The sequence below is a fragment of the Frigoribacterium sp. Leaf172 genome, from assembly GCF_001424285.1.
GTDB lineage: Bacteria > Actinomycetota > Actinomycetes > Actinomycetales > Microbacteriaceae > Frigoribacterium.
In genome coordinates, this window is record NZ_LMPB01000002.1 from 537,271 (window position 1) to 557,234 (window position 19,964).

Sequence of the window (19,964 nt, forward strand, 5' to 3'; positions counted from 1 at the left end):
GGCACTCGCCGAACCAGACTGCCAATCCTACGTCACCTCCGCCCGCGGTCCTACTCCCGGACACCGCGCTGCCCTAGGGTGATGGCCATGACCGACATGCCTCCTTCGCAACCGAACGACCCCGGCGCGGGCCAGCAGCCGTACGGCCAGCAGCCTCACCACGGACAGCAGCCCTCCGGCCAGCCGCAGTACGGACAGCCGCCCTACGGTCAGCAGGGCCAGCCCTCGGTCCCTCCGATGCGTCCGGAGGACGAGAAGCTCTGGGCGACGCTGATCCACCTCGGCGGCATCCTGTTCTGGATCGTCCCCGCGCTGGTGGGCTACCTCGTCCTGAAGGACCGCGGCCCGTTCATCCGCGAGCACACCCGTGTCGCCCTGAACTTCCAGATCACCATGGCCATCGTGCTCGTCGCCTCGGGCCTGCTCAGCGTCATCATCATCGGGGCCATCACCGGCTTCGCCGCCGGCGTCGTCATCGTGATCTTCTCGATCATCGCCGCCGTCGCCGCCAACCGCGGCCAGTACTACAAGTACCCGCTGACCTTCGAGTTCATCAAGAACTGACGGCCTAGTTACTGGTCTCCGCGGCTGTCGCGGACTCACCGGTCCGCAGAGAGTCCGCAAGAGGCTCGAGAGCGGCTCGCATGAGTCCCGCGGCAGCCGTTCTGGTTCGGTCCTCGGCTGTCGGCCAGAGGTGCGCGTACGTGTTCAGGGTGACGGTCGCTTGCGCATGACCTAGGGCACGCTGGACGGTCACGACATCGCAGCCAGAGGCAATGAGGCCCGATGCGAAGTAGTGCCTGAGATCATGCGGGCTGATTCCCGTAACCCCTGCCGCATCGGCTGCTCGACCAAACCAGTACCGCAGACTCGCCGGCGTTGGGGGCGCGCCCGGGAACAGCCACCCATCGTCGCCGAACGTGCCCAGCCGCTCGAGGTGCTGCGCAATCAGCGTGACCAGTTCGTCGGGGATCGAGACGACGCGCTCAGACCCCGACTTGGGCGGCGACACCTCGACCACTCCCCCGTTGTTCTGAGCCTGCCTCTGCACATGCAGGGTGCGGCGCAGGAAGTCAATGTCACCAACCTGTAGCCCCGCCGCCTCTCCGATACGCAGACCAGCGAACGCGCACACGGCAATGAACGGCCTGTACACCTCCTCCACGGCGTCGAGCAGCCACCCCACCTGCTCACTGGTCGGGATGGTCATACGGTGCTCAGCACGTCGCTGACGCGGCAGGACGACACCCGCAGACGGATCCACCGCTAGAACCTGATCCCGGACAGCTCCGCGCAGCACGCCTCGGATGAACCGCATCCGAGTGGCAATGGTCGACGGCTGCATCGTCATCGTCATCGACTTCACCCACGACTCGACGTGGCTCCGGCGAACACGGTCAAGCGGCACATCGCGGAACGTGCAGCCCTTGACCGCGTTACGGGCCGTGCTCAACGTCGCCGGTGCCCAGACCTGACGCGACGACCAGTCAGCAAAGAACGACTCGAGCGTGACCTTGCCCGACTTCGGGTCGACGTAGGTGCCCGTCAGGAAAGCTGCGGTCACCTCGTCTAGATGCTGCTGCGCGTCAACCTTTCGGTCGAAGTGCCGGGAGTGCTCCCTGCCCTCCTCATCGCGGTAGCGGGCGCGCCACTTGCCATTAGGGCGCTTCTGGATGCTGCTCATTCCAGTTCTCCATGTAGTCGCGCACGTAGTCGTAAAGAGCCATGGGTTGCATGTCAGCCATGGCTTCGGGTCGCTCTGTTTCTGGCATGTGCACCCATGGATCCACCTCGTCGTCGATCCAACGGAAGTCCTCAGCCACGTTGGGGAACGGGACGGCAATCTCGGTCCAGTCGTCGTCGGAATCATCCGTTATCCCGTTCAGGGAACGTGCCGTGTCACTCAGGCTGTCTTGCACACGCCGTGCCTTAACCATCCAGGCAGCACCCCAGCGCACAACAGCACCGCTTCGGTCTGACTCGCGCTGCAGCAGGTCCTCAAACTCAATGGCCAGGAACTCGGCCGAGTCTGCAAACGCACTCTCGGCTTCCAACACTTCCTCTTGCGCGCGCGCTGCAGCCCGCCGCAGCCGGTCAATGGCCGTGTACATCGATCCGATTTCGCCCTCGGGCGGTTTCACCATCGAGTAGATCGGAAACGACAGCGCGTCAGATATGAGGAACGCCTCATCTAGGCGCACGGGACGCTCCCCGCCTTCTACGCGCTGAACGGTCTGCTGGTGAAACGACAGGCCCTTGGCTCGCAGCTCTCGCGCCAGCTCCGTCTGCGTAATGCCCAGAGCTTCCCTACGCGAACGCATGTGCGTTCGAAAGTTCTCTTCCCAGGTGGCATATGGGTTCTTGGCGTCAGGCACACCTCACCGTACAAGGTTTTGTCAGGCAATGGCAATCGTGGTGTTGTGCGGCCGCCGATTGTCTGACACAATGTTTTGTGTACCCACTCCCACCATTTCGTTGTCTAGGAGGAAATGTGACCACCACCACAAGTCAGGCACCTCGCTTGCGCCGCCTGCTCACGCTCGAGGAGACGGCCGATGCGCTTCGTCGAACTCCGTCTCAGCTGCGTTGGCTCATGCACACGGGCAACTGCCCCGCGAGCGCACTCGTCGGGGGTCGCCGCATGTTCGATGCCGAGAGCGTCGCCGCTTGGCTCGACGAGCAGTTTGCGCAGGTCTCGTGATCGCCGACGAGAAACAGCTCGAGGTTCCGTGCTGATGCGCAGGAACGAGAAAGCCCCCGAAGCCGGCCAGGGCAACGAGGGCGCAACCGAAATCCAACTGAACGAAGGAACGATCAACATGAACGATACCAACACACTCCCCGGACTCACCATCGTCGATCACGCAGATGGTGATGACGTTCCCGGTACTTACCTCACCGCCTGGTCGCAGTCCGGCGACGACTGGCGCATCACTGTCGACTACATCGGTGACGGTGGTAGCTGGTCTGTGTACGTAGAACTCGACCCGTGCGCGGAAGCCATCACGCGTGAACTGATGGCTGAGATCGCAGCTGCTCATGAAGCAGCACAGCAGATCGCAGACGGGCTCAACGAGAACCCGATCACCGAGCGACTCAACGCAGCGAGACGTCAGCGGGAAGATCACGCCGTGTTCGTTGCTGCTCTCACCAGCATCGGCGCGTGATGGCGACCGTCACCACCGGGATGAACGGCGACAAGGCGTCCGTGGTGCTGATCGCCAAACACGAACAGTTCGACATCACCGAGCATCTTGACCCCTCAAGCGCTAGGCGTCTCGGCGTGCAGTTGCTGTCGGCGGCGGGTCGTGCAGAGCGTGCCGACTCCCGTCCGGACTGGCCCTGATCGCGCGACAACAACAACAGGAAGGAGGGGCCTAGATGACTTGGACCAAGCTGTCGGACGACTTCACTGACGACACCTGGACACTCTCAGACGCCGCCGCGCGAATGCACGTCGATGGCCTCGTGTGGAGCAACCGGAAGTTGCTCGACCTCAGGATCCCGAAGGGTGACCTGCCCCGGTTTGCGAAGACCCCAACGGCAGTTGCAGAACTGCTCGAGGGCGGCTGGTGGGACGAAGACGCCGACCACTACGTGATCAACCATCACGCCCGCTACCAGCGTCTCCGGGAAGCTGTCATCAAGCAGCAGACCGTGAACAAGGAGAACAGGGCGAAGAGAGGTCAGGCAACGCCTGCCAGCAGGGAAGTGCGCTTCAACGCTTCCTCCAACGATTCGTTCGACGACTCGTCCAACGACTCGTCAGTTGGCAACGATTCGTTGAACGAAATGGTCAGGACTGGCCGGGATGAAGAAGGCCTAGAGGTTGCTTTCAACGAACAAACAGGCGAAGTGCTGGCAGAAAGTGATTCGACCCCTCGCAAGGTCGACTCGTGGGCTGTGGCAGCGATCCCGTCCGGCAGGGCGTGCAAGGTCTGCCTGATCCCGCTCCGTGCTGATTCTCCGGTAGATGTGTGTGCGAAGCAGGACGACGCGCACGCTGACGCGCGAAGGTCTGCCGCCTAGTGGCGGGGCTTCCTGCCCCGTCTGCCTCCACAGCGCTTTCAGACTCCGGTCGCGCTGTTCTCCCTCACCGGGATCCGACGTTCGATGCTGTTGCGCGTCTTCTCGAGCAGGGCACCCCCGTTGTCGATTGGCGCATCACGGGGCCGCGGTTGGTACGTCCCTCCGCGGCCCCGGCGGTGTCTGACCAGTTGGTGACCCTCAACCTGCAACCGGCTGTTGCTCATGCCGTTTTGCAGTACCTCCTACACATCGCTGAACCGCAACCAGCGCGGTCCGGCAAAAGCATCACCTACCGCCTGAAAGGCAGGAACTAATGCCGAACATCGAGAACCAGATCGACCCGACGACCGCCGCAGCCATGCGCGGATTCTTCGCCGGCGAATCCTCGGCACCAGCACACTCCGAGACGGGCGCCCGACGTGACAAAGCCGCTGAGCGTGCCGCGTACGACACGCAGAGCGCCCCGGAGCAGCAGGTCGAAGCCACGGCCCCGAAGCCCGCCCCGACCCCGGAGCAGACCGTCAGGAACGAGATCGCAGCCAAGCACGGACTGTCCGAGGGCATCCGCGACCTGTACCTCTCCCACGTCACCGACCCCGACCAGCTCGACCAGATCGCCGCCGCACTCAAGCAGCGCGGGATCACCACCGACCACCCCGCCGTGCGCCGCACAGACAACGTGGCACCCCGCGAAGGGTCGACGCGCAGCACGGGCGGACCCGACCGCAACCTCCGCGACTTCTCGCTCCGGCTGTTCGGTCGTGACCCCGACCTCACCTACACGCGCCACAACTAACCCGACACTCCCGACGAAAGCAGACGCCCATGTCCCGCAGCCTCCCCATCTTCATCCGCAACCTGTTCACGCTCGCCGACGATCTCGACGTCAAGGTCCCCGCCGACACGATCACCGCACTGAACAACGCGGTCGCGGTCATCGACCAGCTCGACGAACTGCACACCTCCACGCAGGACGTCGCCGGCGCGGTGTACAGGGCCGTCCTGAACGGCAAAGACCCGCTCACTGACCCCGAGGTTGAGCGCGTCACCAAGCTCACCGCAATCGCCAGTCAGCCCATCTACGCCCGCGCAATGGAACACGCCAGCGCCAACCTGGTCGAGACAGTGCAGGCCGAGGGCGACACCCTCGTCGCAGCGTTCCAGCCCCGATTCGACAGCGCAGCTCAGGCCGTCGCGGATGCCCGCCCCGTCTTCAAAGCCGCTGGCATCGACACGCTCGACGCGTCCGACCAGATCGCCCGTGCGGGTCTCGACGTCGCACGCGCCAACCTCGCAGCGCGAGAGGGCAACGCCACGATGACCCGGATCAACCAGGGGCTGGGAATGGTGCTCAGCGCTGGTACCAACCACGTACGCGGCATCACGGCAACCATCGACCCGAAGCCTGGCACGACCCGGATCGGACTCGAGAACCAGGCACTCCTGGCCGGTAGCCGCTCGAGCATGAGCGTCTGGACCGCGACCGACAACGGACACACGGTCTCGCTCGCAACCAGCGACCAGATCGCTGAGCGCAACGAGCGCATGGAAGCAGCCGAGTACCAGCAGCAGGCCGACTACGACCGCAGCCTCAGTCAGGCCGCGATGGGCGTCTACCGCTAAGCAGTCGACCGGCAGCACGAGGGGCATCCGCCTAGTCGGGTGCCCCTTTGCTGTACCTCCAGACCGTCACACCTCTGGCATTGCTCGCCGTCGACACGCGCAACCCAAGCTGGCACTCATATATCGACTCTCAACAATGACTTGATATATGAATCCGTTGCCTGTCGACCAACGTCTAGGGGTGGGCGGGGTCCCCGTCGAGACACCTCACAAGCCCCTCCGGGGATAGGCGTCGTCTCCCCCCGCGAGCTGGATGCATCGAGCCTGTGCACCACGCACCCACTGATTACCTACGAATCGAGCAGATATTTTGTCTACTACGCGCCCCCCGAGGGCACCAAAGAGCCTCCGAGAGGGCGGTAAGCGGCTGTGGAGCCGCGTTACGAAGGAGTTTGAGCCCTCCCAGCACGAATTGACGCTTTTGCTACAGGCGTGCCGCCTGCTCGACACGACCGACAGGTTGCAGGCCGTCATCGACGACAGCAGCGTCATCATCGAGACGACGCAAGGGCCGAAAACTCACCCCGCCGTGGTCGAGTTCCGCCAGCAGTCCCTGGCGTTCGCAAAGGTCATGGCGACGATGCGGATCCCCCTCGACGACGATGACACCCCGCAGAAGCGGGCCGGTGTACGCGGGCCGCAGTCATGAGACGCCGACGGCCCGAGCAGCGGGTGATACCGCCCCGCACCCTGACAACCTTTGAGCCGCACGCGTGGTGGGGGCGTGACGACATCGAGCGCAAGTACGACTGGGCCGCAGCGCGTCGGCAGTGGGCCGCTGAACACGGCTTAGACGCGTTCCCCGGCGACGACGAACTCAAGCTGCCAGACGGCAATTTCTACCCCGAAGACATCTAGACAGGACAAGCACATGTTGCAGGCACAGGAGATCCGAACCGGCGTTTGGGAACACTTCATAACCGACCTCCACGGGTGGGCGGTCGGCAGTCGAGAGACGCGCGCACGAATGGTCGTAGAGGAGTGGCTGAGCCTTTACGAAGGCGAAAACGTTGGCCCGCTAGATCGGCAGCCGATCGAGCGCTGGCTTGAGGTGTTCACAGCCGTGGGTTACTTCGAGGCGACCGTCACACTTACCGAGCGCACTCCGTTGCAGCTCGAGGAGGCTGTCACGGTGAGGCTCGACAGTGAGCAGCCATCGCCCATGCCCGACCTGTGGCGCATTAGTCCCAGGGCGACCTCACGCCGGTTCTCTTGGTTCGATAGTTCAGCCAGAGTCACCCAGGTCGTGCGCACCCCGGATCTCGGCATCTGGCGCGCTCGAAACCCGTACCGGGTGTTTGGCAAGATCACCACCCGCCACGTCCTCCTCCCGGATACGCGCTTCTGGGAGGCACAGGGCTACCCGCAAGAAGCGTGGAGTCTCGATCACGACTTCACCGAGTACATCGCCGCCCCAGGTGCTGACGTGCGCGAGATGATCCCCGTCGACCTCAACCCGCAAGACCCGTTGATCTATTTGACAGAGGGTCGAGCGGTGTGACGCATCACGCCACCGCCCCGGCGTAGGTCCAACAACAGTGCCCCGGCCCACACGGGCCGGGGCACCCTCCCGGTGTAGCTCAGCGGATAGAGCAGCAGGTTTCTGCCCTGCGAGTCGGTGGTTCGAATCCACCCATCGGGGCATCGGGCCGGAAGACCCCGCCTCTACGACTTGCTGAGATCCTGCGCGGATTTGAGAAAATCAACAACGGCCTGAATTTGGGCAAGCGACAAGTCTTGCTGCTTGGCGTCCGACTTGCCGTCCCCGTCCTGTTGATTTGAGGCAAAAAGCCTTTGGCCAAGCGTGACACGAAGCATCGTCTGTTGCTCTGCGTCCATCTCATTCGTGAACGGTCCGAGGGCAAGGAGATCCAACGCGCGATATCGGGCCTCCACCGACTGCTTATGACGTCTCGATGCCTGCTGGAACGCATACGCGGCAATTCCCAGGCCGGGTACAGAAAGTGCCACACGAACAATCGCTGTCTGCAATGTCACTTGGTTCAGTTCTCTGAACTCCCACCCCAGGTAGATAACGACGGCTATGCCCGCAAGAACTCCTACGAGGTTCCAGAGCCGATGTGCCCACATCTCTTTACCAGCGAATCGGGCGTAACCCTCACCGACCGCCTGGTCCCCAACGAGTTTTACTAGCTTTTCGCCACGTTTTGCATTGGCCGCAAGCGAGTCGAGATGAGTCTTCGATTGACCTACAAAGCGATCTCGTATTTGGCTATAGGCCGTCATTTGTTCCTGCATCGCCTTCATCAAAGCTGACTTGGCAGCCGCGATGTTAGTTTCACGTGCAGACTCGATTTCCCTAAGGGCTGCCTCTGCTTGTTCGCCGCGGGCAAAAGCCTCAGTCTCGAGTCCTTCAAGCCGTTTACCTAGCGCTTCAATCTCATCTCTACCGGCCTGGACTTCCTGCAACAATAACTCGACGGAGGCTTCCGTCGCGTTCTGAAAGGCAACAGCCGCCTCGGAAATCACTTGAGCGCGACTTTCTTTCTGCAAACTGGGCCACGGAGCACTATTTAAAGTCTCGACGATACGGTCACATTGTGCATCTATCTGCGCAACAGTTTGCGCGGACATGGCTGCTCCCGCATCCCACCCCTCGAGTTGCGATTCGGCCTGGACAACAGCAGCCTCGAGAGTCTGAAACACGGACTGCATATATGGCGCTGATGGAAAAAGATGGGCGTCCATGGACTTGTAGCCCAGTAGGTACGTGAGTGTTGCGCCCAGCCTGCTCAGCGTGTGCCTGTCGGTCGCAGTGCGTCCTGAGGCTTCCTTTGCCGCGCTTCTAAGGAGTTCCGCCCGAGACCAGAGAGGGCGGTCGCGGACTGCTTGGATGTCGTCTGCGGATGTCAACTTATCCCCCGGTGGCGTGAGCGGAACTGTCTAGCGTTGGTCATGTTCTGTCACGAGCCTAGGTGGCAGGAACGGCAGTCCCTATCTCACGTGGGCTATGCAGGCCAGAGGCCAGGTTCATTCGAGCGTGGCGAAGTTGTCCACAGGGTGGCCTTCTGCGTCACACGCGTTGTAAACGCGGCGGATGTCAGACGAGTAGTCGTCTGCTTCCAGGGCTAGTGAACCTAGGTTGTCCGGCAGGTTCTCGATGGTCTCGTTCATCCGATCGGCGATCTGCCCATCTGCTTGCACGTACGCCTTGTCGAAACGATCAGGCACCACGTCAAGTCGAGAACGCCACGCTGCCTGACCCATGTCATCGGATCCCTCGGTGATGAGGGTTCCCAACTCAAGGGATGTGTTCCCGAAGTCGATGCAGGCTTGCCGGTTTGAGTCGGCCTCCGCTGATGAGGTGGGACTCGGCGTGCCGGCTGCGTCGTTCGTGTTGCTTGCGCAGCCTGCAAGGCTTCCCATGACCAATACCGCGGCAACGGTGCTCCACGCGCGTCTCTCCATTTTTGCCCCCTGTGATGTACGCGCTGAGCAGCTTAGAAGCCGAGAGAGTGCCGACATGACCCCAAAGATAGGGGGCTACCGGAGGCTGCCCGATCACTAGCTCTTGAGGATCGCCGAAAGTTCGTTCGCCGCGACAACAAGTGCCTCCCAGTCGTAGGCGTCCGTCTCGCGGGGGCGGAGGAAGTTGACGCGTATACGCAGCGGTTCTTCGGTGCCGAAGAGAAGAGCATTGCCGGATGCCCTGGCTAGTTCGCCTTGCACGTCAAGGAACGACCCCGGTCCTTCGAGGTCTCGCGCGACTAACTGCTTACGAGCCGTGTCAAGTGATTTGCTGAGACGCTCACGCGTGGCAGCGTCAAGGTTGTGAGTGCCCCACTCGCGCGCGAGGGTATGCAGGCCAGCCAGGAACTGGGCAGCCTCCGCGTGCACGGCGTCATCACGGGCAGCGACGCGCGTGTAGCGGTTCGCCTCGATCTCAACGAGGCCGTACGTGTTCAGTTGCGCGATCGCCTCTCTGACGGGTGTGCGCGAGACCCCGAGCCACTTGCATAGCTCGTCGTCGTTGAGCCGTTCACCTGGCTCGAGCGTCCCGTCGACGATTGCAGCGAGGAGCTTGTCGAAGACCACATCGCGGAGGAGGCGTCGAGGGCCAGTGGTCGTTTCAGGTGCGGGGACAGGCATGCCTGCATGATACGCGTGTATGTGTCTGATATGTCAACCCTGAGGCAGGCGAGGAGGGAGCGGTCTTCTTTCTGGTCAATGAGGTTCTGCGGCCTCGCAACTAGGGAGAGAATTGCTCTATGTCACGACGGACCATCACTCAACTCATCGATGACCTCGACGGGTCTGTCATCCCTGGCGGGCTGGGTCGCACCGTCCTGTTCGAGGTCAATGGCACGACCTACGAAATCGATCTGACTGACGCTCATATCGACGAACTGCGGGCCGCTCTTGCTCCCTACCTGAGCGCTGGGCGTCGTTTGTCCGGCGGGCTGGCCTTGAAGCAGCGGAAGACGAGGGCCACTTAGTCGACTGGCCAGGGCTAGGCGCTAACTATGCGGGCAGGTGGCCGACGTCAAGCCCTCAGCACGGAAGACTTCGTCCTGCTGTACTGAGTGGATGAAACACATCACCTTCGCGGACAAGAACTTTCTCGTCGGCGACAGCACAGCCGACGCCGTGATGGACTACGCCGCCATGCTTGGGCAGGGTCGCACCGCCGACACAATCGAACTCAACGCCATCGGTGCCGACGGCGACGAGGTGCGAGCCACCTTGTTCCTCTCCGCAGGCGTTCCGCTGATCTCCGAGTCGACGACCAGCACGCTTCCCGAGCCAGACAACACCGCTGCTGTCATGTACATCGAAAGTCGCCTCGCGTTACGGGTCAGCCCGACACCCTTCGAGCCTGACCCGTTCTTCGAAGAGAACGAGATGAGGGGCTACGACGACGGGTTCGGCACCCTGGACTAGCTATGTCGCTTAGTCCGCGGCGAGTCCGCACGAGCAACGATTCTCACCCGACTTCGACTAGTACAGACAACACTTGCATTGCCCGCTGACCAGGCTTTATCTACTTCAGCAAGAACCTGCAATGCTGGGGCGCGGTTTCTACAAGTACCCGCTGACCTTCGAGTTCATCAAGAACTGAGGCCCGGCGACGGATCGAGGGCGCGCCTCCTGAGAAGGAGGCGCGCCCTTCGACGTCCGTCCGGCTCGCGGGAGCGCCGGGGCCGGTGCTACGAGGGCAGGAGGCGGCGGACGACCGCGTCGGCCATGAGCCGGCCCTCGCGGGTCAGCACGACACGCCCCTGGAGGGCGGGGCGACCCTCGACCCAGCCGTCGGCGATGAGACCGGCGACGGCCTGACGTCCCTCGTCGTCGAGCTCGGCCACGGGGAGCCCCTGGCGGATGCGCACCCCGAGCAGCACGCGCTCGACGCGGCGGGTCTCGTCGTCGAGGGTCTCACGGCCGGCGCCGGGCGACTGCTCGGCCGTCATGCGCTGCTGGTAGGCCGCCGGGTGCTTGACGTTCCACCAGCGGACTCCCCCGACGTGGCTGTGCGCCCCCGGTCCGACGCCCCACCAGTCGTGCCCCTGCCAGTAGGCGAGGTTGTGACGCGAGCGGTGCTCGGCGCCCCGAGACCAGTTGCTCACCTCGTACCAGTCGTACCCGGCGGCGGCGAGGCGGTCGTCGGCGAGCTCGTACATGTCGGCGGCGAGATCGTCGTCGGGCGTCGCCACCTCGCCCCGCCGGATCTGCCGAGCGAGCTTCGTGCCGTCCTCGACGATGAGGGCGTAGGCCGACAGGTGGTCGGGCTGTTGCGCGAGCGCGACGTCGAGCGAGCGCTCCCAGTCGGCCAGGGTCTCGCCGGGGGTGCCGTAGATCAGGTCGAGGCTGACGTCGAGCCCCGCCTCACGGGCCCACTCGACGACGAGCGGGATGCGCTCGGGGTCATGGGTGCGCTCGAGGGTCGCCAGCACGCTCGGCACCGCGGACTGCATGCCGAAGCTGACCCGGGTGAACCCGGAGGCCTTGAGGGCGTGCAGGTACTCGGCGTCGACGCTGTCGGGGTTCGCCTCGGTCGTCACCTCGGCGCCGTCGACGAGCCCCCAGGTGCCGACGACGGCGTGCAGCATCTCGGCCAGGTCGGTCTGCGGCAGCATCGTGGGCGTGCCGCCGCCGAAGAAGACGGTCGACGCGGGCCTCGCCGGCAGTCCGGCCTCGGCCAGGACACGGCCGGCGAGGGCCACCTCGGCCACGGCCTGCGCGGCGTAGTCGTCTCGCTTGGCACCGCGCAGCTCATCGCCCGTGTACGTGTTGAAGTCGCAGTACCCGCAGCGGACCCGGCAGAAGGGGACGTGCAGGTAGACGCCGAAGTCGCGCCGATCGGCTCCGTCGACCACGGACGACGGAAGCGCGCCGTCGACGGGCGCCGGGTCGCCGAGCGGGAGGGTGCTCGGCACCCTCAGTCGTCCAGCCGACGCAGGGTCGGGTCTTCAGGAGCGGTCTCCGGGGCCTCGGCCGCCGTGATGGCCGCCGCGTCGAGGTCCGTCTCGGGCTCGGGCCCGGGCTCGGCGATCGACAGGGCGCGCAGATAGCGTCGCGTGTAGAGGGCCTGCGTGCGCTTCATGAACGGCTCGACGAGCTTCCAGCGGAGCGACGAGGGGCGGGAGAACGACCGGATCGACAGCCAGACCGAGCCGTCGTCGGTCTGGTCGACGATCCAGGACTCCTCGCCGCTCTCGGGGTGACCGTCGAGCGTGCCGTAGGCGAAGCCCTTGCGCTTGGGCTCGTCGATCACGTAGACGACGCGCACGGGAGCCTCGACCTTGCGACCGTAGGCCTCGATGGTGAGGGTCGCGGTGGTGCCCGCCGTCAGCAGCGGGGTGCCGTCGGGTGCGAAGCGCGCCTCGTCGGCGGAGCGGGTCCAGTGGGCGGCGTCGACCGGGGCGCCGTTCTCGTCGAAGGTGACCGGCGAGTACTGGCCCTCCTCGAGGGGCGGCACGTCGTCGACCCGCACCTCGATGCCGCTGCGACGCTGGATCTGCCAGGTCATGGTCGCGATCCACGCCGCCTCGAACCGGGCGTCGCCGTGTCCGACGCGCGTGCGGTACTCGGCGGGGGTGAATCCGCTCGGCGGGTACTGCATGAGGTCGGGCGCCTGCGTGGCTCCGACCTCGCCGTACGTCGTGCGGGTCTCGGTGTACGTCGCGCGTCTCATGCGACTACTTCTTGTCCTTCTTCTCCGTGTCGCCCGACAGGGCGGCGATGAAGGCCTCCTGAGGCACCTCGACACGTCCGATGGTCTTCATGCGCTTCTTGCCCTCCTTCTGCTTCTCGAGCAGCTTGCGCTTCCTCGAGATGTCGCCGCCGTAGCACTTCGCCAGGACGTCCTTCCGCATGGCCCGGATGCTCTCGCGGGCGATGATGCGCGCGCCGATGGCGGCCTGGATGGGCACCTCGAACTGCTGACGCGGGATCAGCTCGCGGAGGCGCCCCGTCATCAGGACGCCGTAGGCGTAGGCCTTGTCGCGGTGCACGATCGCGCTGAACGCGTCGACGGTCTCGCCCTGCAGCAGAATGTCGACCTTGACGAGGTCGGCCTCCTGATCGCCGATCGGCTCGTAGTCGAGGCTCGCGTACCCGGCGGTCTTCGACTTCAGGCTGTCGAAGAAGTCGAAGACGATCTCGCCGAGCGGGATGGAGTAGCGGATCTCGACGCGGTCCTCGCCGAGGTACTCCATGCCGAGGAGGTTGCCCCGCCGCTGCTGGCAGAGCTCCATGATGACGCCCACGTAGTCCTTCGGCGCCAGGATCGCGGCCTTGACCATGGGCTCGCTGACGCTGGCGATCTTGCCGCCCGGGAACTCGCTCGGGTTCGTCACCGTCACGGTCTTCCTGTCGTCGGTCGTGACCTCGTAGACGACGCTGGGCGCCGTCGTGATCAGGTCGAGACCGAACTCGCGCTCGAGACGCTCGGTGATGATCTCGAGGTGCAGCAGCCCGAGGAACCCGCAGCGGAAGCCGAACCCGAGGGCGACCGACGTCTCGGGCTCGTAGACCAGGGCGGCGTCGGACAGCTTCAGCTTGTCGAGCGCCTCGCGGAGATCCGGGTAGTCGCTGCCGTCGATCGGGTAGAGACCCGAGTAGACCATCGGGAGGGGCTCGACGTAGCCGGCCAGCGCCTCCGTCGCGGGCTTCGCCGCCGTCGTGACCGTGTCGCCCACCTTCGACAGCCGCACGTCTTTGACGCCGGTGATGAGGTACCCGACCTCGCCGACCGAGAGGCCCTGGCTGGGGGTCGGCTCGGGCGAGGAGACGCCGATCTCGAGGATCTCGTGCGTCGACTTCGTCGACATCATCTGGACCTTCTCGCGAGGGTTCAGGGTGCCGTCGATCATCCGGATGTAGGTGACGACACCGCGGTAGCTGTCGTACACGGAGTCGAAGATCATGGCGCGCGGCGAGGCGTCGAAGTCGCCCTTCGGCGACGGGATGCGGTCGACGACCCGGTCGAGCAGCTCTTCGACGCCCATGCCCGTCTTGCCGCTCACGCGGAGCACGTCGTCGGGGTCGCCGCCGATCAGACCGGCCAGCTCGGCCGCGTACTTCTCGGGGTCGGCGGCCGGCAGGTCGATCTTGTTGAGCACGGGGATGATCTCGAGGTCGTTCTCGAGCGCCAGGTAGAGGTTCGCCAGTGTCTGGGCCTCGATGCCCTGCGCGGCGTCGACGAGGAGGATCGCGCCCTCGCAGGCCGCCAGCGAGCGGCTGACCTCGTAGCTGAAGTCGACGTGACCGGGGGTGTCGATCATGTTGAGCGCGAAGGTCTTCCCGTCGCGCTCCCACGGCATGCGCACGGCCTGGCTCTTGATCGTGATGCCGCGCTCGCGCTCGATGTCCATGCGGTCGAGGTACTGGGCGCGCATCGCCCGGTCCTCCACGACGCCGGTGATGCCCAGCATGCGGTCGGCGAGGGTCGACTTGCCGTGGTCGATGTGGGCGATGATGCAGAAGTTGCGGAGCGACTCGGGCGGCGTCGACGCCGGCTGCAGTGCACGGGATGCTAGGGGGCTCACACGATCCTCAGGGGGTGTTGGGCGGGGGTTCCGTCGATTCTCCCACGGCGAGCCGGGGATCCGGGTTCAGGCCGTCGGCGCCGGCAGCTTCGACAGGCCCCGGGTGAGGATCTCGGGCTCGGTGGCCAGGCAGACGCGGATCCACCCCTCGCCGCTGCGACCGAAGGCGCTGCCGGGCGCGACGGCCACGCGCTCGGCGAGCAGCAGCCGCTCGGCCCACGACGCGACGTCGCCCCCCGACGCGTGCGACACGTCGATCCAGAGGTAGAAGGCTCCCGTCGGCTCGAGGTAATGGATTCCGCGCTCGTCGAGCAGGGCCGTGGCGAGGTCGAGGTTCCGCCGGTAGTGCTCGCGCGCATCCGCGACCGGCTGATGGTCACCCACGACGGCGGCGAGGGCGGCGTGCTGGTCGGGTTCGGCGACGCAGCTGATCTGCGCCTCCTGGACGGTCCGCATCGTCTCGGCGAGGCCCTTCGGCGTCACGAGGTAGCCCACGCGGACTCCGGTCATCGCGTACGTCTTGCTCAGCGAGAAGACGCTGAAGACCCTGTCGTCGTGATCGAGCGACGCGATGCTGACGTGCTTCGACCCGTAGGTGAAGTACTCGTAGACCTCGTCGCTGATCACCCAGAGGTCGTGACGGCGGGCGAAGTCGAGGAGGCGCGCGAGGGTCTGCTCGGAGTACACGACGCCGAGCGGATTGGACGGGGAGTTGACCACGATCGCGCGCGTCCGGTCGCCGACCAGGCGGTCCAGCTCGTCGACGTCGGGCTCGAACCCGTTGGCCGGCGTGAGCACGTACGGCACCGGCACCGCGTCGAGCATGCGCGCGTTCATCGTGAAGGTCGTGTACCCGGGATCGGGCACGAGCACCTCGTCGCCCGCCGCGAGCAACAGCCCCATGGTCTGGTGCAGCGCCTGCGTCCCGCCGATCGTGACCCAGACCTGCTCGACGTCGACGTGCAGGTCGTTCTCGCGGGCGAGCTTGGCGACGAGGGCCTCGCGGAGCGGTGCGATGCCGCCGTTCGCCGTGTAGTTCGTGCGGTCGTCGGACCACGCCCGACGAGCCGCGTCGCCGATGTGGCGGGCGACCGGGACGTCCGGTTCGCCGATGACGAGCATGTCGACGTCGTCGAGCTGGGCGGCGATCTCGAAGATCCGGCGGATCCCCGAGGCGGGCACGGTCGTCATGTGCGGGGCGAGCTGGGGCATGATGGCACGGTACTACGCACGACACGGCGCGCCGCACGACGTCCGTTCGTTGAGACTCGGGCCGCCTGCTGGTAACGTTGCCTGTTGGCTTGCGCGTTACGTCTGACACGGGCGGAACGCGATCGCAGCCGAGAGCCGCTCCGGTGGCCATCACCGGCGGCAGCACCGGGTCGATCGACGAGAGTCGGTCGGACGCTCGGCTGGCGCACATCGTCCGAGACACAGAATCCAGAAAGTAGTTCACGTGGCAAACATCAAGTCGCAGATCAAGCGCATCGGCACCAACAAGAAGGCCCAGGACCGCAACCGCGCCGTCAAGAGCGAGCTCAAGACGGCCGTCCGCGCCACGCGCGAGGCGATCACCGCCGGCGACAAGGACAAGGCCACCTCGGCTCTCCTCCTCGCCTCGAAGAAGCTCGACAAGGCCGCCAGCAAGGGCGTCATCCACCAGAACCAGGCCGCGAACCGCAAGTCGTCGATCGCGAAGCAGGTCAGCGCTCTCTGAGTCGCCGAACCCGTCCGAAGGCCCCGTCTCGATCGAGACGGGGCCTTCGTCGTCTGACGGGCGGGCCAGCGCAGCCGGCGAGCCGATCTCGGCGCAGCCGCCGAGCGGATCGCTCAGGGCGGGCGGCCGACGGGTCGCTCAGCGGGGCCGGTCGCCCCGCATGGAGATGGTCGTCACCATGCGCTCGAGCGCGTAGATCGCGTCGCGCTCGGCGCCCTTGACGGCCGCATCGGTCTCGGCCACGACCTCGATGCATCGCCCGAGGCCGGCTTCGCTCCAGCCTCGGACCTCCCGCTGCGCACGGTCGACCTGCCAGGGCGCCATGCCGAGCCGCGAGGCCAGCTGGCCAGACGGCCCGTACGCGCCGTGCACCTTGGCCATGCCCCGGATCTTCATGGCGAACGCCGCGACGACCGGCACGGGGTCGGCGCCGGACGCGAGCGCATGACGCAGCAGCACGAGGGCCTCGCCCTGTCGCCCCGCGACGGCCGCGTCGGCGACCTTGAACGCGTTCGTCTCGACGCGCCCCTCGTAGTACTTCTCGACCGTCGCCTCGGTGATCTCCTCGGCGGCGTCCGAGATGAGCTGCTGGCACGCGCTGGCGAGTTCGGCGAGGTCGTCGGAGAACGCGGTGACGAGGGCGCGCAACGCGCCCGAGGTCACCCGCCGGCGCTCGGCCGCGAATTCGGCGGCGGCGAAGTCGAGCTTCTCGGTGTCCTTCTTCAGCTCGGCGCAGACGACCTCGATGCCCTGACCCGTGCCCGAGCGGATCGTGTCGAGCAGCTTCTTGCCCCGGACTCCCCCGCCGTGGCGCAGCACGAGATAGGTGTCGTCGGCGGGCGACTCGAGGTACCGCAGCGTCTCGGTGAGGAACGCGTCGGTGCACTTCTCGACGGTGGCCACGCGGATGAGACGCGGCTCGGCGAACAGCGACGGGCTGGCCAGGGTGATCAGCTCGCCGGGCTGGTAGTGGTCGGCCTCGAGATCATGGACCTCGAGACTCGGGTCCTCGGCGGTGAGCTGGTCGCGCAGCTGCCGGACGGCACGATCGGCGAGGAACTGCTCGGGGCCGCTGACGAGGATCACGGCGGCGGGCCGGATGCGGTCCCACCCGACCTGGTCGATGGCGACACCGGTCTTCTTCGCCGGCTTGGCACTCGCTCGCGCGGCCACGGTCCTCCTCCGGCGACCGGATGCGGAACGGACGCCGCGACCAGCGTAGACGAGGCCTCCGACGAGGGCGCGCGCTCCCGCCACAGACGGCGCCCGCCGTCATCGACCATCACGGCCGCGGATCCGTCGAGGTCGGAGCGGGCGACGGCGGCGGACGTCTCCGCGAGGACCTCGAGCAGCGGGGCCGTCGGGTGCCCGTAGGTGTTGTCGGCCCCCACCCCGATGAGCGCGACCGGCGCGCCCAGCGCGTCGTACAGCGCGGCGTCCTGATCCGCCGAGCCGTGGTGCGCGACCTTGACGACGTCGATCGGGCCCGCGAGGGTGCCGGTCGCCCGCAGGCGACGCTGCTCGACCTCGCCGAGATCGCCGAGACCGACGAGGTCCGGGCATCCCGCCCGGCACCCGTCCGACGGCCGGAAGCGCGTCACGAGGCTGGCCCCGTTGCCCGGCGCCGGCGACGAGCCGGTCGCGGACGGCCAGAGGACCTCCCAGCGGAGGCTCCCCAGCTCGCCGTGCGTGCCGGCCCGGGCGTCGACGACGCGCACCCCGGCGGCCCGCAGGCTCTCGACGACCTGCTCGTCGGCCCTCCGCCCCACCGGGCCGACGAGGGCGACGTCGGCGCGCTCGGCCACGACGGCCACGGCCCCGACGTGGTCGGAGTCGAAGTGGGTGAGGACGAGCAGATCGAGCCGATCGACGCCGAAGAGGCCGAGGCAGCGGGTCAGGGCCTCCTCGTCGTCGCCCGCGTCGATCAGGGCCACCCGACCCGCGCTGCGGACGAGGACGGCGTCGCCCTGCCCGACATCGCACTGGGCGACCGCCCAGTCGCCCGGGACGCTGCTGCGCGCGCCGACGACCCGTCCCGCCACCGCGCCTCCGGCGATGACGACGACGGCCACGAGAGCCGTCGCGGCCGCCCGTCGGAGGGGGCCGGAGCGACGGGCCAGGACGATCACGACGACCAGGGCGGTCAGCACCGACAGGAGCCCCACCGCCACGACCCCCTGCCCCCAGTCGATGCGTGCCGCCGGCCAGGTCGCCACGGAGCGCGCCACCGCGGCGACCCACGAGGCCGGCGCCCACGCGACCTGGGCCACCAGCGCCGCCGGCCCCGGCGCCCACCCTGCGAGCACGCACACGATCAGGCCGAGCACGGTGGCCACCGGCGCGGCGGGCTCGGCGAGCACGTTCGCGGCGACGCCGTGGAGCGGCAGCCCGGGGTCGAGGAGGAGCAGCACCGGGCCGCAGGCGAGCTGGGCCGCGATCGGCACGGCCAGGACGAGCGCGAGAGGCTCGGGCATGATGCGGGAGAGGAGACGTGCCAGCGGCGCGGCGAGGACCACGAGGCCCGCCGTCGCGAGGACGGAGAGCGCGAAGCCGAGGCTCCGCGAGATCCACGGGTCGGCCAGGAGCATGCCCGTCACGGCGACCGCGACCACGGGAAGCCCGGAGACCGGTCTCGAGCCGGCCAGATGGCCGAGCACGACGAGGGCCATGATGGTCGCCCGGACGATGCTCGCGTCGGGGGTCACGAGCACGAGGAACGCCAGGAGCACCGCCGACGCCGCCGCCACGCGGACGACCCGCGGCACGCCGAGCGCTCCCCCGACCAGCATGGTGAGCGCGACGAGCACCGCGCAGTTCGAGCCCGACACGGCCGTGAGATGCGACAGGGACGACGTCCGCATCGCCTCGGTCAGGTCGTCGGGCACGGCCGAGGTGTCGCCGATCGCGAGTCCGGGCAGGAGGGCGGCCCCGTCGCCGGAGAGTCCCGCGGTGACGTCCCGGAAGGAGGCGCGCATCGCCTCGGCCCGCCCGGCGAGTCCCGACGCGGGCTCGCCGGGTCGCAGGGCGCCGCGGGCCGCGACCACGAACGGGGTGTCCCCGCCGGGCTCGACGGGCAGCACCGTCGCGCGCAGGCCGACCCGCTGACCCGCCTCGACGGGGTCGGTCGTCCGCGGGCCGAGCACCAGGACCGACACGCGTCCGTGCCACGCCCGGTCGCCGCTGGTGACGGAGCGGGCGTCGAGCGCCGCGACACGAGACGCCGCCGTCACGCGGTCCGAGATCGTGCCCTCGAGCTCGACCGTGTGGCCCACGAGGGCCACGAGATCGGGCGGGTACCGGGTGTCGTGGCGGACGGCGGCGCCGGCGATGAGCAGCGCGGCGAGACCGGCGCCGAGTGCGACGAGCACGAGCGTCGCCAGGAGGCGGCCGGGTGCCGCTGTGGCGCCCCGCGCCTCTCGGGTTCCCTCGCGGCGGCGGGCGACGACGACCGCGGCGGCCAGGGAGACGAGCGTCACGACGCCGAGGGCGACCGCCGCCGGTCCGAGCCGTGCGGGGAACGGCAGCAGCGCGACGAGAGCCGCCCAGGCGACCCCCGTGGGCACGGTCCACCGGATGTCGAGCATCGG

Annotated in this window: 23 protein-coding genes and 1 tRNA gene; 13 read left to right on the top strand and 11 right to left on the bottom strand. The window is 66.9% G+C overall.

What is annotated here, in order from left to right:
- Positions 1-87 precede the first annotated feature (87 nt).
- Entirely contained in the window at positions 88-564 is a 477-nt protein-coding gene (locus tag ASF89_RS08780) for a DUF4870 domain-containing protein (protein ID WP_369814549.1), read from the top strand.
- Positions 565-568: 4 nt separating this feature from the next.
- Here the strand turns inward: ASF89_RS08780 and ASF89_RS08785 are convergent, their stop codons facing one another.
- Positions 569-1,684, bottom strand: coding sequence for a site-specific integrase (locus ASF89_RS08785; RefSeq protein WP_055813871.1), 1,116 nt, complete (start codon positions 1,682-1,684; stop codon positions 569-571).
- Positions 1,659-2,375 (bottom strand): helix-turn-helix transcriptional regulator, encoded by a 717-nt coding sequence (locus ASF89_RS08790; RefSeq protein WP_156463355.1) that lies wholly within the window; start codon positions 2,373-2,375, stop codon positions 1,659-1,661. Before ASF89_RS08790 ends, ASF89_RS08785 begins: the two co-directional genes overlap by 26 nt.
- 116 nt (positions 2,376-2,491) lie before the next feature.
- Between ASF89_RS08790 and ASF89_RS16105 the strand changes: the two genes are divergently transcribed.
- The 9 genes from ASF89_RS16105 (at position 2,492) to ASF89_RS08835 (ending at position 7,294) form a co-directional block, all read left to right on the top strand.
- Positions 2,492-2,701 (top strand): AlpA family transcriptional regulator, encoded by a 210-nt coding sequence (locus tag ASF89_RS16105; RefSeq protein WP_235484056.1) that lies wholly within the window; start codon positions 2,492-2,494, stop codon positions 2,699-2,701.
- A 34-nt stretch (positions 2,702-2,735) separates the two neighbouring features.
- Positions 2,736-3,167, top strand: coding sequence for a hypothetical protein (locus ASF89_RS08795; protein WP_156463356.1), 432 nt, complete (start codon positions 2,736-2,738; stop codon positions 3,165-3,167).
- Positions 3,164-3,346 carry a hypothetical protein gene (locus tag ASF89_RS08800; RefSeq protein ID WP_156463357.1) on the top strand — a complete coding sequence of 61 codons (183 nt, stop codon included), beginning with the start codon at positions 3,164-3,166 and terminating at the stop codon, positions 3,344-3,346. The genes ASF89_RS08795 and ASF89_RS08800 overlap by 4 nt, the downstream gene beginning before the upstream one ends.
- A 35-nt stretch (positions 3,347-3,381) precedes the next feature.
- On the top strand, positions 3,382-4,029 hold the full coding sequence (locus ASF89_RS08805) for a hypothetical protein (protein WP_055813885.1): 648 nt from the start codon (positions 3,382-3,384) through the stop codon (positions 4,027-4,029).
- Positions 4,030-4,342: 313 nt separating this feature from the next.
- Entirely contained in the window at positions 4,343-4,825 is a 483-nt protein-coding gene (locus tag ASF89_RS08810) for a hypothetical protein (protein WP_055813889.1), read from the top strand.
- A 29-nt stretch (positions 4,826-4,854) separates the two neighbouring features.
- Positions 4,855-5,652 carry a hypothetical protein gene (locus ASF89_RS08815; protein WP_055813892.1) on the top strand — a complete coding sequence of 266 codons (798 nt, stop codon included), beginning with the start codon at positions 4,855-4,857 and terminating at the stop codon, positions 5,650-5,652.
- 460 nt (positions 5,653-6,112) lie between these two features.
- The gene (locus ASF89_RS08820; RefSeq protein ID WP_162240689.1) at positions 6,113-6,301 is read left to right on the top strand and encodes a hypothetical protein; all 189 of its coding nucleotides are present in this window, start codon (positions 6,113-6,115) and stop codon (positions 6,299-6,301) included.
- 222 nt (positions 6,302-6,523) lie between these two features.
- Entirely contained in the window at positions 6,524-7,153 is a 630-nt protein-coding gene (locus ASF89_RS08830) for a hypothetical protein (RefSeq protein WP_055813901.1), read from the top strand.
- A gap of 68 nt (positions 7,154-7,221) precedes the next feature.
- Positions 7,222-7,294: transfer RNA gene (locus ASF89_RS08835), tRNA-Arg, on the top strand.
- Positions 7,295-7,317: 23 nt separating this feature from the next.
- On the opposite strand, the gene ASF89_RS15700 is transcribed toward ASF89_RS08835, so the two are convergent.
- From ASF89_RS15700 to ASF89_RS08850, 3 genes are all read right to left on the bottom strand, one after another.
- Positions 7,318-8,319, bottom strand: coding sequence for a hypothetical protein (locus tag ASF89_RS15700; RefSeq protein WP_156463358.1), 1,002 nt, complete (start codon positions 8,317-8,319; stop codon positions 7,318-7,320).
- A 324-nt stretch (positions 8,320-8,643) separates the two neighbouring features.
- Complete coding sequence (locus ASF89_RS15705) at positions 8,644-9,081, bottom strand: hypothetical protein (RefSeq protein ID WP_156463359.1); 438 nt, start codon at positions 9,079-9,081, stop codon at positions 8,644-8,646.
- 96 nt (positions 9,082-9,177) lie between these two features.
- Entirely contained in the window at positions 9,178-9,762 is a 585-nt protein-coding gene (locus ASF89_RS08850; protein ID WP_082489901.1) for a GntR family transcriptional regulator, read from the bottom strand.
- A gap of 119 nt (positions 9,763-9,881) precedes the next feature.
- On the opposite strand from ASF89_RS08850, the gene ASF89_RS08855 reads away from it, so the two are divergent.
- Both ASF89_RS08855 and ASF89_RS08860 read left to right on the top strand, forming a co-directional pair.
- Positions 9,882-10,109 carry an Lsr2 family protein gene (locus tag ASF89_RS08855; RefSeq protein WP_055813914.1) on the top strand — a complete coding sequence of 76 codons (228 nt, stop codon included), beginning with the start codon at positions 9,882-9,884 and terminating at the stop codon, positions 10,107-10,109.
- A gap of 91 nt (positions 10,110-10,200) precedes the next feature.
- Positions 10,201-10,554: a hypothetical protein gene (locus tag ASF89_RS08860; RefSeq protein WP_055813917.1), complete on the top strand. Its 354-nt coding sequence runs from the start codon at positions 10,201-10,203 to the stop codon at positions 10,552-10,554.
- Between the two features lie 266 nt (positions 10,555-10,820).
- On the opposite strand, the gene hemW is transcribed toward ASF89_RS08860, so the two are convergent.
- The 4 genes from hemW to ASF89_RS08880 form a co-directional block, all read right to left on the bottom strand.
- A complete protein-coding gene (gene hemW, locus ASF89_RS08865) occupies positions 10,821-12,047 on the bottom strand; it encodes a radical SAM family heme chaperone HemW (protein WP_055813920.1) in 1,227 nt (408 codons plus the stop codon).
- 2 nt (positions 12,048-12,049) lie between these two features.
- Entirely contained in the window at positions 12,050-12,805 is a 756-nt protein-coding gene (locus ASF89_RS08870) for a DUF1990 family protein (RefSeq protein WP_082489902.1), read from the bottom strand.
- Positions 12,806-12,809: 4 nt separating this feature from the next.
- Entirely contained in the window at positions 12,810-14,660 is a 1,851-nt protein-coding gene (gene lepA, locus ASF89_RS08875) for a translation elongation factor 4 (protein WP_055796961.1), read from the bottom strand.
- A 66-nt stretch (positions 14,661-14,726) separates the two neighbouring features.
- Positions 14,727-15,872 carry a pyridoxal phosphate-dependent aminotransferase gene (locus ASF89_RS08880; protein ID WP_055813923.1) on the bottom strand — a complete coding sequence of 382 codons (1,146 nt, stop codon included), beginning with the start codon at positions 15,870-15,872 and terminating at the stop codon, positions 14,727-14,729.
- A 244-nt stretch (positions 15,873-16,116) separates the two neighbouring features.
- Here ASF89_RS08880 and rpsT point away from each other — a divergent pair, with 244 nt between their 5' ends.
- Complete coding sequence (gene rpsT / locus ASF89_RS08885; protein ID WP_055796955.1) at positions 16,117-16,377, top strand: 30S ribosomal protein S20; 261 nt, start codon at positions 16,117-16,119, stop codon at positions 16,375-16,377.
- A gap of 138 nt (positions 16,378-16,515) precedes the next feature.
- Here the strand turns inward: rpsT and holA are convergent, their stop codons facing one another.
- Together holA and ASF89_RS08895 are read right to left on the bottom strand one after the other, a co-directional pair.
- Entirely contained in the window at positions 16,516-17,550 is a 1,035-nt protein-coding gene (holA, locus tag ASF89_RS08890; protein ID WP_055813927.1) for a DNA polymerase III subunit delta, read from the bottom strand.
- Entirely contained in the window at positions 17,460-19,961 is a 2,502-nt protein-coding gene (locus ASF89_RS08895) for a ComEC/Rec2 family competence protein (RefSeq protein WP_156463360.1), read from the bottom strand. The genes holA and ASF89_RS08895 overlap by 91 nt, the downstream gene beginning before the upstream one ends.
- Positions 19,962-19,964 lie beyond the last annotated feature (3 nt).